This window comes from Pseudomonas sp. MF06569, assembly GCF_059862735.1.
The window spans coordinates 48,470-62,701 of sequence record NZ_JCBCUZ010000018.1 but is presented as its reverse complement, the minus strand read 5'-3'; the positions used below and the strand labels follow the sequence as shown (position 1 = coordinate 62,701).

Here is a 14,232-nt window from a genome sequence, read left to right as displayed (position 1 = left end):
GGACATCCTTGCGGTGCCATCAAGCCTTGCGCTTTACGGCACCAAGCCACCGTGCCTGCTGCATCCATAAAAAAAATAATCGGAGATTCGCCATCATGGCTTTAGATCTACTGGTCGTCCTTATCTACGCTGCGGCAATGCTGGTGCTGGGTTACTACGGCATGCGCAAGGCCAAGACCCACGAAGACTATCTGGTCGCAGGCCGCAACCTGGGCCCGACCCTCTACATGGGCACCATGGCCGCGACGGTACTGGGCGGGGCTTCTACCGTCGGCACCGTGCGCCTGGGGTATGTGCACGGGATTTCAGGTTTCTGGCTGTGTGCCGCACTGGGTTGCGGGATCATCGCGCTGAACCTGTTCCTGGCCAAGCCGTTGCTCAAGCTGAAAATATTCACCGTGACCCAGGTACTGGAGAAGCGCTACAACCCGATGGCCCGCCAGGCCAGCGCGGTGATCATGCTGGCCTACGCGCTGATGATTGGCGTGACCTCGATTCTGGCCATTGGCACCGTACTGGAAGTCCTGTTCGATCTTCCTTTCTGGATTTCCGTACTGCTGGGCGGCGGCGTGGTGGTGATTTACTCGACCATTGGCGGCATGTGGTCGCTGACCCTGACAGATATCGTGCAATTTGCGATCAAGACCATCGGCCTGATGTTCGTGCTGCTGCCGATCTGCCTGTACCGCGTCGGCGGCTGGGACGAGCTGGTCAGCAAGCTACCCGCATCGAACTTCAGCTTCACCAGCATCGGCTGGGACACGATCATCACTTACTTCATGATCTACTTCTTCGGCATCCTGATCGGCCAGGACATCTGGCAGCGTGTGTTTACCGCCAAAACGGCCCGGGTGGCGAAGTACGCGGGGACATTCGCAGGCCTGTATTGCATCCTCTACGGCCTGACGTGCGCGCTGATCGGCATGGCCGCCCACGTGCTGCTACCGGACCTGGACAACGTCAACAACGCTTTCGCCGCCATCGTGAAAGTCTCGCTGCCAGACGGTATTCGCGGCCTGGTGATCGCTGCGGCCCTGGCGGCCATGATGTCGACCGCCAGCGCTGGCTTGCTGGCAGCCTCCACCGTACTGACCGAGGATCTGCTGCCAAGGCTGCGTGGCGGCAAGCAATCGAGCCTCAATATCAACCGCTTGTTTACCTTGCTGACAGGCTTTGCCGTACTGGGCATCGCCCTGGTGGTTTCTGATGTCATCAGCGCCCTCACCCTGGCTTACAACCTGCTGGTCGGCGGCATGCTGGTGCCATTGATCGGGGCGATTTTCTGGAAGCGGGCCACCACTGCGGGCGCCATCACCAGCATGAGCCTGGGGTTTGTCACGGCACTGGGGTTCATGCTCAAGGATGGCCTGGAAGCCAACACGCCCATTTATTACAGCCTGGGCGTGGCGCTGATCAGCTTTGTTGTGGTTAGCCTGATGGATCGACGCCCTGCTTCGGTGGTGAGCGCCGCCTGATAAACCCTTTGTTCGACGGGTGCGACGTGACAGGTCGTACCCGTTTTCCTCTTTCATACACCCCCGAATACCAATACCCCGCCCATACATCGCCTTATCTCTGCCAGCCCATCAATGAGTCCAACTACGCTTGAAAAGCGGCCACATGGGATGTCGCCGCACACCTTCAAGCAACGTGCAACTCACTAAATGGACTTAACACATGACCTACTCAAACAACTGTCTGGCCACCGCTGTCATGGCTTGCACCCTGGCGCTAACCGGCGTCAACGCTCAAGCCGACGTCACCACATTGACATTCGAAGTCGTCAATAACACTTCGGGAGCACTCAAGCTCAACCGTTCAAGCTGGGAGCTTTCACTGGCCGCCCCCGGCTTCTTTGATGTGGACCCCTATGGCGAGCATTCCTTTGAAGCGAACTATCAGACCAACTTCGGGTACCCGCGAAAAACCCCTGCAACACTGCGCGAAGTCATTTCATATGCCAATGGCGATCGGGAATGCACCTTTACCACGGCGCTGAGAGTTACCCAGTCATTCGGCGTATTCAAGCCGGCACTGAGCGCTACGCGATCAGCCAGCGCAACCTCTACAGGCATGGACGATGTGAAATGTGAAGCGCGGGTAACGGAGAAAACAGACGAAGCGCCACTCAATTACAGCGTGCGCTTCACCATGGGCTGAAAAACCCTGGAGGGAGGGGGCAGTTCACACTGCCCTTTTGTTTTTTGCAGCACACAACCCTTTCGCCGATCAAGGACCGAAAGAAACACGACCAGCGCGCTGGTCTAACGTGCAATCAGGCCTTAGCGGCGACGTTGTGGACGGCGACGCGTGTCATCGACAGGAATCGGCACAGGCTGCAGTGGCGGCTCGATCAGGCCAAGCGCAACACCAACGTCATGAAGCCAGGTTTGCAGTTTGTCTTTCATATATCCCCCTTGGGGTCACTCTGGCGACGGGAATTCTGTGGTCGCTTCACACAGATAATAGTCCTAAGTCCTACTCAATGCTTGCCTAAGGTCAATGAACTTTAGGCTAATTTCCTACATATCTGACTCAAGGCAGCACCTTGAGTTGCGGCGACACAGCCCCATTTGGCAACGGCGCCGTCTGCTGCAGCTCAATCCACGCATTCAAGTTGGCGCCCATCATGCCTTTTCGCCACATCAACCATGTTGTGGCGCTGGCAAAAGGTTGTTTCAAGGCATGTATCCTGACATTTTCTCGCCCCGGCAAGCTGGCCAGCATCGACCCTGGCATCAGCGCCACCCCTGAACCCGCCGCCACACACGCCAGCATCCCTTGATAGGACTCGATCTCCATCACCCGCCCCAAGGAGGCACGGTCGCTGGCGTACCAGGCTTCAAGCCGGGCGCGATATGAACAGCCCTGACGAAAGGTAAAGACTTCCCTGCCTTGTACGTCCCGGGCACGGCCAATCGGTGGATGGTCCAGATCGCTGATAAGCACCAGGCTCTCTTCACAGAACTCCACACCGTCCAGCCCGGCCAACTCAAGCGGGCCATCCACCAGCGCGGCATCCAGACGCCCCGTCAGCAGCCCTTCGAGTAACTCGCCGCTGGGGCCCGACTGAACGTGCAAACTCACTGCCGGATACGTGCGGTGATAGTGCGCCAGCAGACCCGGCAAGTGGATCGCCGCCGTGCTGTACATCGTCCCCAGCGTGAACTTGCCCGAAGGCACGCCCCCCTGAACGGCGCTCAGGGCTTCATCGTGAAGGGCAAATAGCCGTGCGGTGTAGTCCAGCAACACTTGCCCCGCAGGAGACAACTGCAGGCGCTGGCGCTCACGCACGAACAGCTCGACGCCCATCTGCTCCTCAAGCTGCTTGAGCCGAGTCGACAGATTTGAAGGCACACGATGCAGGCGCTCAGCCGCACGGGTGATCGATCCTTCCTGGGCCACAGCCTGAAAAATCCGCAGCTGGCTGAATTCCACACCATTCTCCAAAACTGAATAAGTCACTCACTATTATTCATTTTTAAGGAAAGTCAAACAGCACTAGCCTGACGGTCATTGCCTTCACCCAGGAACCTGCAGCATGTCGCCCCTGATCCGCTTACTCGCCAGCTTTATCGCGCTCATGATGGCCATGGGCATTGGACGCTTCTCCCTGACCCCGCAACTGCCTCACTTGATTGGTGAAGGACAGATCGACCTGACCGGCGCCGGGCTGATTGCTGCCGCCAACTACCTTGGCTATCTGCTCGGTGCACTGGATGCCATGCGCGCCCGGCGCCCGGAGCAGGTGCGCGGCCGTTTGCACACTGGCCTGTGGCTGTGTGTCCTGCTGACTCTGGTTTCGTACTGGGCCTACGGTTTTTGGCCGCACCTGCTCTTGCGGTTTGGTTCCGGTATCGCCAGTGCCTGGGTGATGGTCATGATTACCGCGCTTAGTCAGCACATAGCTCTCACTGAGAATCGGCCACGCCTTGGCGCCCTGGTGTTTGCCGGACCCGGTCTTGGTGTGATGCTCACCGGCTTGTTGGCACTGGCAGCCAATGTAACCGGACAAAACTCGGCCACCCTCTGGATGATCTATGCCGTGGCGGCGCTGCTGATGCTGCTGGCGATTTGGCCCGCCCTGCCACAACCGGCTTCGACTGCCGCACAAACCCACACCTCAGCACCTGACAGCCGCCAACCCGGAATCGCACGACTGGGGGCGATTTATGGGCTGTATGGCCTGGGGTACATCATTCCTGCGACGTTTTTGTCACAGATGGCAAACGCACGGTTTCACGGCCAATGGCAAGCCGATCTGTTCTGGCCTGCCTTCGGGCTATGCGCCGCGATTGGCGTGGTACTGATCAGTTTTCGTCGTCATCGCCCTGCCACCACCCGTTATTGGCTGATGGGCGCGCTGTGGGTTCAGGCCTTTGGCGTACTTGCGTGCCTGATACCGAGCAGCGCGGGCCTGGCCCTGGGTGTGATCCTGTGCGGCACGCCGTTTCTGGCCTGCATGTCGCTGGTCATGCAGCGCTCACGGGATCTGGCGCCCCGCGCCACCGCCCGAAACGCAGCCCTGTTGACCGCCTGCTTTGCCGTGGGCCAGCTGTCCGGGCCATTGCTGGCAGCCCTCAGCAGCCATTTCAGCGGTGGACTGCAACCGGCGCTGATCATTGCCGCCAGCGGGCTGTTGCTTGCTGGTGTGCTTGCCTGGAAGTCGATCAGTGCCCCAGCAGAGCGCGCACTTTGCGGCGCACCCACTGCTCAGCGCTGACAAACGTGATGCCGCACAGCACCAGAATCGCGCCCACCACAAAGTTGACGCTCAGGGGCTCGTGAAGCACCAGCACACCGAAGGTCACGCCAAACAGGGGCGTCATGAATGAGAACACCGCCAGATTGGAAGCCATATAGCGCTTGAGCAGCCAGAACCACACCAGGTAGCTGAAGAACGACACAACCAAACCCTGAAACAACACGCTGGCCACTGCGACGGTGGTCAGGCTGACATGGGTGATCTGGCCGCTGGCCGCTGCAATTACCAACAATCCGAAAAAACCTACGACAAGCTGGTAGAACAGGGTCAGGGTGACTGGCGCTTCCGACAACCGGGAGCCGCGCACCACCACCGTGGTCGCCCCCCAGGCCATGCCTGCCAGAATCCCGTAGACATCGCCCAGCAGCATGTTGCGGTCCATGTCGGCAAACGAAATCCCCCCGGCAAAAGAAAAGGCTATCCCGGCAAATGCGAGAATGATCCCCAGCCATTGCAACGGTCGTAAACGCTCGCTGGGCAACAGCCAGTTGATTCCGAGGGCGGTAAAAATGGGCGCGGTATAGAGGAATACCGACATATGTGCAGCGCTGGTCAGTTGCAGCCCTTCGGCAATGAAGAAGAACTCAAGGCCGAAGAGGCTACCGGCAAGTAAGCCGCCACGCCAGGTGGCGGGCACCTGGCTCCAGCCACCCTTCCAGCAGATCAACAGACCCACCAGCAGCGCCGAAATACCTGAGCGCAAGGCCGCTTGCATCACGGGGGCGATGTCGGGTGCGGCAATTTTGATGATGACTTGCTGCACGCCCCAGATCAGGCATAAGCCCAGCATGACCTGCAGTGCGAATGCATCCGTTGCACGCCGCGTAACACTCATAGTCCACCCGAAAAAAAGCCACGCCCGCACAAATGCAGAACAGCACAGTGTTTAACGTGCAAGAAAATAGAGTCAGGACGCCAGCTTGCGGGCCGTCCAGTAACCCGACAATGAAGCAAGACAGGTCAACAACCCGCCCCACGCCATGTCCATCAAAGCCAACTGGGCAGACCAGCCTTGCAGCGTCGCCCAGTTGGTCATGTCGTAAGTGCCATAGGCGACCAGCCCGAAGAACGCGCCGGCCAATGCAGCTCTGCGCGCACTGGCCCGGGCAAGGGCCGGCAGCACGACAAAGAACACCACGCCCAGCACGTACATCAGATAGAACACGATGGCCGGGCCCCACTTGGGCTGCGCCAGCATCAACGAGCCCAGCAGCTCTTTATAGGTAGAGCTCATGAGCACGCCGAGCCACAGGCCGTCGAGCACCAGAAAAGCCAGTAACGCACCGATATACGCCCACACTGCCTTGCTCATCTCGCCAGCCTCCCTGCGTCAGTTCAGATCAATTCGATGCGGTCCGGGTGGATCGCAATCTTGCCTTCCTTGTACAGCGCGCCAATGGCTTTTTTGAAGTTGCCCTTGCTGACGCCAAAATGGTTGCTGATCACTTCAGGAGCACTTTTGTCGCTGACTGCCAGCACACCGTTATTGTCGCGCAACTTGCTGAGGATCTTTGAGTTCAGACTGCTGGCTGCTTCCTGACCGACCGGTTGCAGGCTCAGGCTGATTTTGCCATCAGCGCGAATTTCCTTGATGAAACCTTTCTCTTGCTTGCCCGCACGCATGAACTTGAAGATTTCATTCTTGTGGATCAAACCCCAGTGCTTGTTGTTGATCACGGCTTTGAAACCCATGTCCGTGGCCTCGGCCACCAACAGATCAACTTCCTGGCCTACCTGATAGTTGGCCGGGGTTTTGTCCAGATAACGGTCCAGACGGGCAGTCGCGGTGATACGGCGTGTGTGCTTGTCGAGGTAGACATGCACCACGACATATTCGCCGGCGGTCATTTGGCGTTTTTCTTCGGAATACGGCAGCAGCAAATCTTTTGGCAGACCCCAATCGAGGAATACACCAATGCTGTTAACTTCAACCACTTTAAGACTGGCGAACTCACCGACCTGAACTTTTGGTTTTTCAGTGGTGGCAATTAACTTGTCAGCGCTGTCCAAATAAACAAATACGTTGAGCCAGTCTTCATCTTCACTGGGAATATCTTTGGGAATATAACGATTCGGCAACAGGATTTCGCCGTCTGCCCCACCATCGAGATACAAACCAAAACTTGTATGTTTAACCACTTGCAAACTGTTGTAGCGACCGATTAAAGCCATGTCAAATACCCTCATTACGTAGGCGGCATTCTACCCGAGTTTAGGGGGGCAAATTGGAGCGCCGCGACCCGGTATCCAAAAAATCTGTGAAAGGTTTGATTTATCAGGATTTTCTAACGCTGTCAGGCTGCCACTCGTCAGCCTGCAGGAGCCCACCCTCCCGTCCGGCAGCACCTGAACATGTTTAAAATCCCTCCACTGTTATGAATTAAAACAGCGAGTTAGCAGGCAATTAGACACTTGCTTATGTCTTCGCCCACACCACCTCTATTATTTTACGAAGATATTTAACAAGCAATTGTCAAGTATTTCTGGTACTATCGCTGGCCAAGTTATTTTCTAAAGGTCAATAGCCGCCATGCGCGTTAAAGCATCTGCCAGCAAAGCAAAGCCAGCTCCCGCTGTAGAAACCAGTGATTCCATCAATGCTCAAATCGAAGCATTCTTGAAATCCGGCGGCGAGATCCAGCAAATCAACAAAGGCGTCAGCGGCCAAACTTTTGGCCCGTCCAAGCAAATCACGCTCGGCAAGAAGTAATACCCCCTCGCGTCATCTGGTCCTCTTGCGCTTTGCCTTCCAAGGCGCTAGGACTATCGATTTATCCCACCCTTGCGCCACATCCCTGATTCGAATCGATAAATCGACGAACGGCACTTTATTGCCGATATTCCTGCGTATGCTCCAAAGGCTCTGAATCAAGCCTTTGAGCCCATATAGGGAGCCGATTATGCTCACACGGGCGGTACTGCTGACCGGCACGTTGCTGGCCAGCACGATTGTGGATGCACAGGTCTTTTCCCGCGCACTGGGCAACTTCGACCTCAAACTGGCCACACAGCCCAGCCGCAGCATGGCTCAGGGCCTGGTCAAGCCTACAAGCCCCGGCTCGACCTTTCATGGCGGCCTGGACCTGACCCATGACAGTGGCTGGTACGCAGGCCAATGGGCACCCACCATGGGCATCAAGCCTGGCAGCAATCTGGAAGTTGATTCCTACCTGGGCTACAAACACCCCTTCGACCAAACCCTGAGCTATGAGCTGGGGGTAATCCACTACAGCTACCCCAAACTCGACTCACTGGACAGTCAGCAGATTTTTGCCGGCCTGACCGTGCTGGGCACGCGCTTTGGCGCCGCCTTCAGCAACGACCCGGACCGACGCGACAGCACGCTGTTTGCCGACCTGGGTGTCAACCAGCCCTTCGGTATCGGAGTGAGCATGAAATACACCACCCACCAACTGGGCTCCCCCGTATCCATTGCCGATGGTGGCCGCGTGAGTGCTTTCAATGACTGGTCGATAAAATTTTCCCGCCCCTGGATGGGCATCGACCTGGACCTGATCTACAGCGACTCCAGCCTGGACGGCACAGACTGTTCAGCGTATTCGGGGCAAAACGCCCAGTGTGATGGCTTGCTGACATTCAAGGCCGAGCGGACTTTTTACTGAGCCCTGATTTATGGTGGGAGCAGGCTTGCTCGCGACGTCGATCTACCTGACAAACCGCAGCGCTAGCATCGCAGGCAAGCCAGCTCCCACAGGTTTTGGGGCGTCTTCAAAACCTGTGATTTCCCCCATCACTGTGGGAGCGGGCTTGCTCGCGATGGCATCACCTCGACTTACCTGACAAACCGCAGCGCCTGCATCGCAGGCAAGCCAGCTCCCACAGGTTTTGGGGCGTCTTCAAAACCTATGATTTCCCCCCTCACTGTGGGAGCGGGCTTGCTCGCGATGGCATCACCTCGACTTACCTGACAAACCGCAGCGCCAGCATCGCAGGCAAGCCAGCTCCCACAGGTTTTGGAGCGTCTTCAAAACCTGTGATTTCCCCCATCACTGTGGGAGCGGGCTTGCTCGCGATGGCATCACCTCGACTTACCTGACAAACCGAAACACCTACAGGCTTTTCAGACAACAAAAAACCCGGCACAGGCCGGGTTTTTTGTTGGTTACACCTGCGCTTTATTCAGCAGCCGGTGCTTCTGGCTTGCGGCGCTTGAGCGGAGCCATGCCGTCCTTGCTGACCAACGACAGTGCATCAGTCTTCGGGCGGTTGGCAATTTTGCGCTTGGTCGGAGCCTTGGCGCCCGACTTCTTCTTGACACCCTTGGCGTCGGTTTTTTTCTTCTTCACACCAACAGCTTTGCCCGAGGCCTTGACGTTTTTCGGACCGCCGTAAACGCCTTTGACTTCCTTGATGGTGCGGCGCTCGAAGCTCTGCTTCAGGTAGCGCTCGACGCTGGACATCAGGTTCCAGTCACCGTGGCAGATCAACGAGATGGCCAGGCCATCGTTACCCGCACGACCCGTACGACCAATACGGTGCACGTATTCGTCGCCGCTGCGTGGCATATCGAAGTTGATCACCAGATCCAGGCCTTCAACGTCCAGGCCACGGGCCGCCACGTCGGTGGCTACCAGAATCTTGACGCCGCCCTGCTTCAGGCGGTCGATGGCCAGCTTGCGGTCCTTCTGGTCTTTTTCACCGTGCAAGACAAACGCTTTGTAGTCCTGAGCCACCAGACGACCGTAGATACGGTCCGCCATAGCGCGGGTATTGGTGAAAACGATCGCTTTTTGGTACGTCTCGTTTGCCAGCAGCCAGTTTACAATCTGCTCTTTGTGCTGGTTGTGGTCAGCGGTGATGATTTGCTGACGCGTGGTAGCGTTCAGCTGGCTGACCTGATTGAGCTGCAAGTGCTCGGCATTGTTCAACACCTTGCCGATCATCTCGCGCAGACCCGAACCACCGGTGGTGGCCGAGAACAGCATGGTCTGCTGGCGATTAGGGCACTCGTCGACCAGACGCTGGACGTCTTCGGAGAAGCCCATGTCGAGCATGCGGTCGGCTTCGTCGAGTACCAGCACTTCAACTTCTTTCAAGTCGAGGTTGCCGGCGTTCAGTTGCTCCAGCAAACGCCCCGGGGTGCCGATCAGGATATCCGGCACCTTGCGAAGCATGGCGGCCTGGACCTTGAAGTCTTCACCGCCGGTGATCAGGCCGGACTTGATGAACGTGAACTGCGAAAAACGCTCAACTTCCTTGAGCGTTTGTTGTGCCAGCTCGCGGGTCGGCAGCAGAATCAACGCTTTGATACTTACGCGGATTTTGGCTGGACCAATCAGACGATTCAGAATCGGCAGTACGAAAGCGGCAGTTTTACCACTCCCGGTTTGAGCTGTAACCCGCAGGTCACGCCCTTCGAGCGCGAGCGGGATGGCCGCTGCTTGCACAGGCGTAGGCTCGACAAATTTAAGCTCGGCCACAGCTTTAAGCAGGCGTTCGTGCAGGGCGAAATCGGAAAACACGGGTGCTACCTCGAAGAAATACAAAAAATCAGCGGCATAGAGTAACGGTTTCGAGCGCCAAGGCCGAGTTACTTTGCACGAACGGCATGAAACAAATGGTTTTTTAGGGTCTTTAGTCCAACCTGAGCCCATAAATTGCTCTGAAGTGCTCTAATCCCATGGCCATTTATTACTGGGATATCGTTTTAGCTTATGGAAACTCAACCACTCTGGACCCAAATCCAGACCCTGTGGGCAAACCTGGATCAACATCCCTGGGTCAGTGCCATGCTGGGTCTGATCGTTCTGGTGGGCATTGCCCTGCTGGCCGGTTACCTAGCACGCATCGTGGTGTTGCGCGTGACCAAAATCCTGGGCCGTCAGCCGGCCCTGCACTGGATCAACGATTTACGCGAACACAAGGTGTTCCATCGCCTGGCGCAACTGACCCCCTCCCTGATGGTGCAGTTCGGACGCAATCTGGTGCCGGACATGAGCGACAACGGTCGCCACTTCCTTGGCAACCTGGCGCTGGCCATAACCATTTTTGTGCTCACGCGGGTGATCAGCTCACTGCTGGATGCCTTGCTCGATATTTATTCGCGCACCAATTACGCAAAGACCCGACCGATCAAGGGCTACATTCAGCTGACTAAAATGCTGCTGTATGTGTTTTCCGCAATCATCATTGTCGCAACCCTGATCGACCGCTCGCCAATGCTGCTGCTCTCCGGCCTTGGCGCAATGTCTGCGGTCATTCTGCTGGTCTACAAGGACACGCTGTTGTCGTTCGTGGCCAGCGTGCAGTTGACCAGCAATGATTTGCTGCGCGTAGGCGACTGGATCGAGATGCCGCAGGTCGGTGCCGATGGCGATGTAATCGACATCACCCTGCACACCGTCAAAGTACAGAACTTCGACAAAACCATTGTCTCGATTCCGACCTGGCGTTTGATGTCCGAATCGTTCAAAAACTGGCGTGGCATGCAGCAGTCCGGCGGACGCCGGATCAAGCGCAGCCTGTTTATTGACGCCGCCGACATTGCTTTTTTGACCGATGAGCAGGAGCAGCGCCTGGAACAGGTACGCCTGTTGAGCGATTACCTGCATCGCAAGAAAGCAGAGCTCAAAAGCTGGAACGAAGCCCAGGGCAATGTCGCGGCCATGTCTGCCAACCGTCGGCGCATGACCAACATAGGCACTTTCCGCGCCTATGCCCTGGCCTACCTGAAAAGCCATGCCGACATTCAGCCGAACATGACCTGCATGGTTCGCCAGATGCAAGCCACGCCACAGGGTGTACCCCTTGAGGTGTATTGCTTTACCCGGACCACGGTGTGGAGCGAATACGAGCAAATCCAGGGCGATATTTTCGACTATCTGTTGTCAGTGCTGCCCGAATTCGGGCTCAGCATGTATCAGCAACCGAGCGGCAATGACCTGCGCAAAGGATTGCTGAGCAAGCTGAATACTCCGCTGGAGCTGTCCAAGGACGATTGAACCCTATGGGAGCGGGCTTGCTCGCGATTCGGGTGATGCCATCGCGGCAAGCCCGCTCCCACAGTTCCATCATCCAGAATGAGCTCAGGCTTGCTTGAACTGTGGATCGCCTGTGAGCTTGAACAACAACTCGATCCCTTGGGGCCAGTTGCCATAGCCCCCCTCACCATTGATGTGCCCGGCATTTTCCAGCCATACCAGTTCGCTGCCCCAGGCATCGCTGAATGCGCTGGCCCGCTCCTGGGTGACATAGGGGTCGTTGGTACTGGCGACGGTAATTGCGTCAAAAGGCAGGGTATTGAGCGGCATCGGGCTGAAACCCGTTGTGCCTGGTGGGTAACTGTCGGCTTCGGTATCGCTGGGCGCGACCAGCAGTGCCCCGCGCACACGTCGCGCCTCTTTTGGGTGCTGCTGCGCCCAACGGGCAATCAGCGTGCAGGCAAGGCTGTGGCCCACCAGCACCACAGGACGCTCACTCTTGGTGATCTTTTTCTGCAGGTTCTGGACCCAATCCGTACAAACGGGGGTTTCCCAGTTCTCCTGCTTGACCCGGTGCAGCCCGCTGTAGCGCTGTTCCCAGTGAGATTGCCAATGCTCTGCTCCCGAATTGAACAGGCCCGGCAAGATCAACACCCTGACTGTCATTCCGACTCTCCCTTTAGGCGATAGATGGACTGTGGTTGACCTTAGACCGTCACAGCCCTGCGGTCTAGCCGGCTGATCCACACGGCAAATGCAATCACCAGCCCGCCGATGAACAGTCGCCCCAGCGGCTCGTGCTGGTTCCAGATCAGCAAACTGATCAACAGGCCGACCGGCACATGCAAAATGTTCATCACAGCCAACGTGCCAACCCTGACCATGCACGCGCCTTTGTTCCACCAGTACAGGCCCAGCGCCGTAGAAATCAGCCCCAGAAATACCAGAACACCCCACTGCAAGGGAGCCTCAGGCAGGAAGTTGGCCTTGCCAAATAGCAGGAAGGCCGGCAACACCACTGCCAAAGCCCCCAGATAAAAGAAACCAAACCGCTGGTAATGCGGCACGTCGCTCGGGTAACGCGCCACCAGGCGCTTGTACAACACCTGCCCGGCGGCATAGGTGAAATTGCCCAATTGCAGCAACAGGAAGCCTCCAAAGAAGTCCGGGCTGATGCTGTCAAAGCGAATGACCGCCGCCCCCGCCACAGCTACAAGTGCCGCCACCAGCGCCCACGGGTTGAAACGGCGATTAAGGGCATCTTCGATCAGGGTCACATGCAGCGGAGTGAGGATGGTGAACAACAGCACCTCCGGCACTGTAAGCACCCGAAAACTCAAGTACAGGCAGACGTAAGTGATGCCGAACTGCAGGGCACCGATCAGCAGCATGCCACGCATAAAGCCAGGCTCTACCTGACGCCAGCGCGTCAGGGGGATGAATACCAGCCCCGCCAGCACCACACGCACCAGCACCGCAAAGTAGCTGTCGACATGTCCAGCCAGATACTCGCCAATCAGGCTGAAGGAGAATGCTTGAATCAAGGTGACAATTAACAGATAGCCCATGAATCTCTCGCCCAGGAAATCGAAACGGCTCGCCGGCAAAAACACCCGCGAGCGCATCAGAAAGTCCGCGACCTTAGCGGTTTTCCATCAACCTTTACCATCACCCTGCAAAACCCGGACAAAAAAAACCCGATCCGGCGCTATGGCTGATCGGGTACGAGCACTCAAAAAAGTGCAAAGGGAGGTTCGATGCGCGAACCGCATGCTTGAAGGAGCAATGAAGCGATTAAGCCATTCAGCGATTATCTGTCGATTAACAGCCTATGCGATTGCAGACAGCCTGGCCTTGGCCTGGTTTAAACCTTTTTCCTGGAAGTCACCGCCCAGGTTCATGCCTTCGGCATGGATAAAGGTCACATCGTGAATTCCGATAAAGGCCATGACCTGACGCAAATAGGGTTCCTGATGGTCCGAGGTGCTACCCGCATATAGCCCGCCGCGTGCAGTCAAAACGTATGCTTTCTTGCCGACCAGCAGTCCTTGCGGACCGGTTTCGGTGTACTTGAACGTCACGCCAGCCCGCAGTACGTGGTCAAGCCAGGCCTTGAGAGTGCTCGGAATCGCAAAGTTGTACATCGGGGCCGCGAGTACCAGTACATCCGCTGCCAGCAGCTCGTCGGTGAGCTCATTGGAGCGCTGCAGGGAAACATGCTCGTCAGCGCTGCGTTGCGCTTCGGGCTTCATCCAGCCACCCAACAGGTTGGCATCAAGATGCGGTACAGGGTTCAGGGCCAGGTCACGAACGGTCAGTTGATCAGCTGGATGTGCCGCTTGCCACTGGCTGACGAACTGCCGGGTCAACTGTCGGGAGAATGAGTCCTGCTGGCGTGCGCTGCTTTCAATGATCAGAACGTTGGACATGGCGGATAAGCTCCATCTGTAAATACGGTAAGGCGATGGCGCAGAGAATAGTGAGCATTGGTTCGATTAAAAAGCGCATTTATTTGCTACAACCTAT

15 protein-coding genes are annotated in these 14,232 nt (G+C 57.0%); 6 read left to right on the top strand and 9 right to left on the bottom strand.

Going from position 1 to position 14,232, the window contains the following annotated elements; all coding sequences use genetic code 11:
- Nucleotides 1–95: 95 nt before the first annotated feature.
- Nucleotides 96–1,475 carry a sodium:solute symporter family protein gene (locus AC19YQ_RS16575; RefSeq protein WP_219262948.1) on the top strand — a complete coding sequence of 460 codons (1,380 nt, stop codon included), beginning with the start codon at nucleotides 96–98 and terminating at the stop codon, nucleotides 1,473–1,475.
- 202 nt (nucleotides 1,476–1,677) lie between these two features.
- Nucleotides 1,678–2,160, top strand: coding sequence for a hypothetical protein (locus AC19YQ_RS16570; RefSeq protein WP_500595509.1), 483 nt, complete (start codon nucleotides 1,678–1,680; stop codon nucleotides 2,158–2,160).
- A gap of 122 nt (nucleotides 2,161–2,282) precedes the next feature.
- Here the strand turns inward: AC19YQ_RS16570 and AC19YQ_RS16565 are convergent, their stop codons facing one another.
- Nucleotides 2,283–2,408, bottom strand: coding sequence for a PA1414 family protein (locus tag AC19YQ_RS16565; protein ID WP_019828748.1), 126 nt, complete (start codon nucleotides 2,406–2,408; stop codon nucleotides 2,283–2,285).
- Nucleotides 2,409–2,535: 127 nt separating this feature from the next.
- Complete coding sequence (gene ptrR / locus AC19YQ_RS16560) at nucleotides 2,536–3,438, bottom strand: putrescine utilization regulator PtrR (RefSeq protein ID WP_500595507.1); 903 nt, start codon at nucleotides 3,436–3,438, stop codon at nucleotides 2,536–2,538.
- 103 nt (nucleotides 3,439–3,541) lie between these two features.
- Between ptrR and AC19YQ_RS16555 the strand changes: the two genes are divergently transcribed.
- Nucleotides 3,542–4,723, top strand: a complete 1,182-nt coding sequence (locus tag AC19YQ_RS16555) for an MFS transporter (RefSeq protein WP_500595506.1) — start codon at nucleotides 3,542–3,544, stop codon at nucleotides 4,721–4,723.
- Here AC19YQ_RS16555 and AC19YQ_RS16550 read toward each other — a convergent pair.
- The 3 genes from AC19YQ_RS16550 to AC19YQ_RS16540 all read right to left on the bottom strand — a co-directional run bounded on the left by AC19YQ_RS16550 (nucleotide 4,671) and on the right by AC19YQ_RS16540 (nucleotide 6,937).
- Complete coding sequence (locus AC19YQ_RS16550) at nucleotides 4,671–5,600, bottom strand: DMT family transporter (RefSeq protein WP_133078994.1); 930 nt, start codon at nucleotides 5,598–5,600, stop codon at nucleotides 4,671–4,673. The two genes, AC19YQ_RS16555 and AC19YQ_RS16550, sit on opposite strands and share 53 nt — an antisense overlap.
- Before the next feature lie 72 nt (nucleotides 5,601–5,672).
- Nucleotides 5,673–6,077, bottom strand: a complete 405-nt coding sequence (locus tag AC19YQ_RS16545) for a DUF2177 family protein (protein WP_133078993.1) — start codon at nucleotides 6,075–6,077, stop codon at nucleotides 5,673–5,675.
- A gap of 23 nt (nucleotides 6,078–6,100) precedes the next feature.
- Nucleotides 6,101–6,937 (bottom strand): CvfB family protein, encoded by an 837-nt coding sequence (locus AC19YQ_RS16540; RefSeq protein ID WP_219262941.1) that lies wholly within the window; start codon nucleotides 6,935–6,937, stop codon nucleotides 6,101–6,103.
- Nucleotides 6,938–7,295: 358 nt separating this feature from the next.
- On the opposite strand from AC19YQ_RS16540, the gene AC19YQ_RS16535 reads away from it, so the two are divergent.
- Nucleotides 7,296–7,475 carry a PFL_1563 family small protein gene (locus tag AC19YQ_RS16535; RefSeq protein ID WP_003441690.1) on the top strand — a complete coding sequence of 60 codons (180 nt, stop codon included), beginning with the start codon at nucleotides 7,296–7,298 and terminating at the stop codon, nucleotides 7,473–7,475.
- A 190-nt stretch (nucleotides 7,476–7,665) separates the two neighbouring features.
- Nucleotides 7,666–8,388: a TorF family putative porin gene (locus AC19YQ_RS16530; RefSeq protein WP_339476871.1), complete on the top strand. Its 723-nt coding sequence runs from the start codon at nucleotides 7,666–7,668 to the stop codon at nucleotides 8,386–8,388.
- 513 nt (nucleotides 8,389–8,901) lie between these two features.
- On the opposite strand, the gene AC19YQ_RS16525 is transcribed toward AC19YQ_RS16530, so the two are convergent.
- Nucleotides 8,902–10,248: a DEAD/DEAH box helicase gene (locus AC19YQ_RS16525; RefSeq protein WP_133078990.1), complete on the bottom strand. Its 1,347-nt coding sequence runs from the start codon at nucleotides 10,246–10,248 to the stop codon at nucleotides 8,902–8,904.
- Between the two features lie 192 nt (nucleotides 10,249–10,440).
- On the opposite strand from AC19YQ_RS16525, the gene AC19YQ_RS16520 reads away from it, so the two are divergent.
- Nucleotides 10,441–11,727, top strand: a complete 1,287-nt coding sequence (locus tag AC19YQ_RS16520) for a mechanosensitive ion channel family protein (RefSeq protein ID WP_339476873.1) — start codon at nucleotides 10,441–10,443, stop codon at nucleotides 11,725–11,727.
- Nucleotides 11,728–11,811: 84 nt separating this feature from the next.
- Here AC19YQ_RS16520 and AC19YQ_RS16515 read toward each other — a convergent pair whose 3' ends face one another.
- The 3 genes from AC19YQ_RS16515 to AC19YQ_RS16505 all read right to left on the bottom strand — a co-directional run bounded on the left by AC19YQ_RS16515 (nucleotide 11,812) and on the right by AC19YQ_RS16505 (nucleotide 14,135).
- Nucleotides 11,812–12,372 (bottom strand): RBBP9/YdeN family alpha/beta hydrolase, encoded by a 561-nt coding sequence (locus tag AC19YQ_RS16515; RefSeq protein ID WP_500595505.1) that lies wholly within the window; start codon nucleotides 12,370–12,372, stop codon nucleotides 11,812–11,814.
- A 41-nt stretch (nucleotides 12,373–12,413) separates the two neighbouring features.
- Nucleotides 12,414–13,274, bottom strand: a complete 861-nt coding sequence (locus AC19YQ_RS16510) for a carboxylate/amino acid/amine transporter (RefSeq protein WP_219262939.1) — start codon at nucleotides 13,272–13,274, stop codon at nucleotides 12,414–12,416.
- Nucleotides 13,275–13,535: 261 nt separating this feature from the next.
- Nucleotides 13,536–14,135: an FMN-dependent NADH-azoreductase gene (locus AC19YQ_RS16505; protein WP_500595504.1), complete on the bottom strand. Its 600-nt coding sequence runs from the start codon at nucleotides 14,133–14,135 to the stop codon at nucleotides 13,536–13,538.
- Nucleotides 14,136–14,232 lie beyond the last annotated feature (97 nt).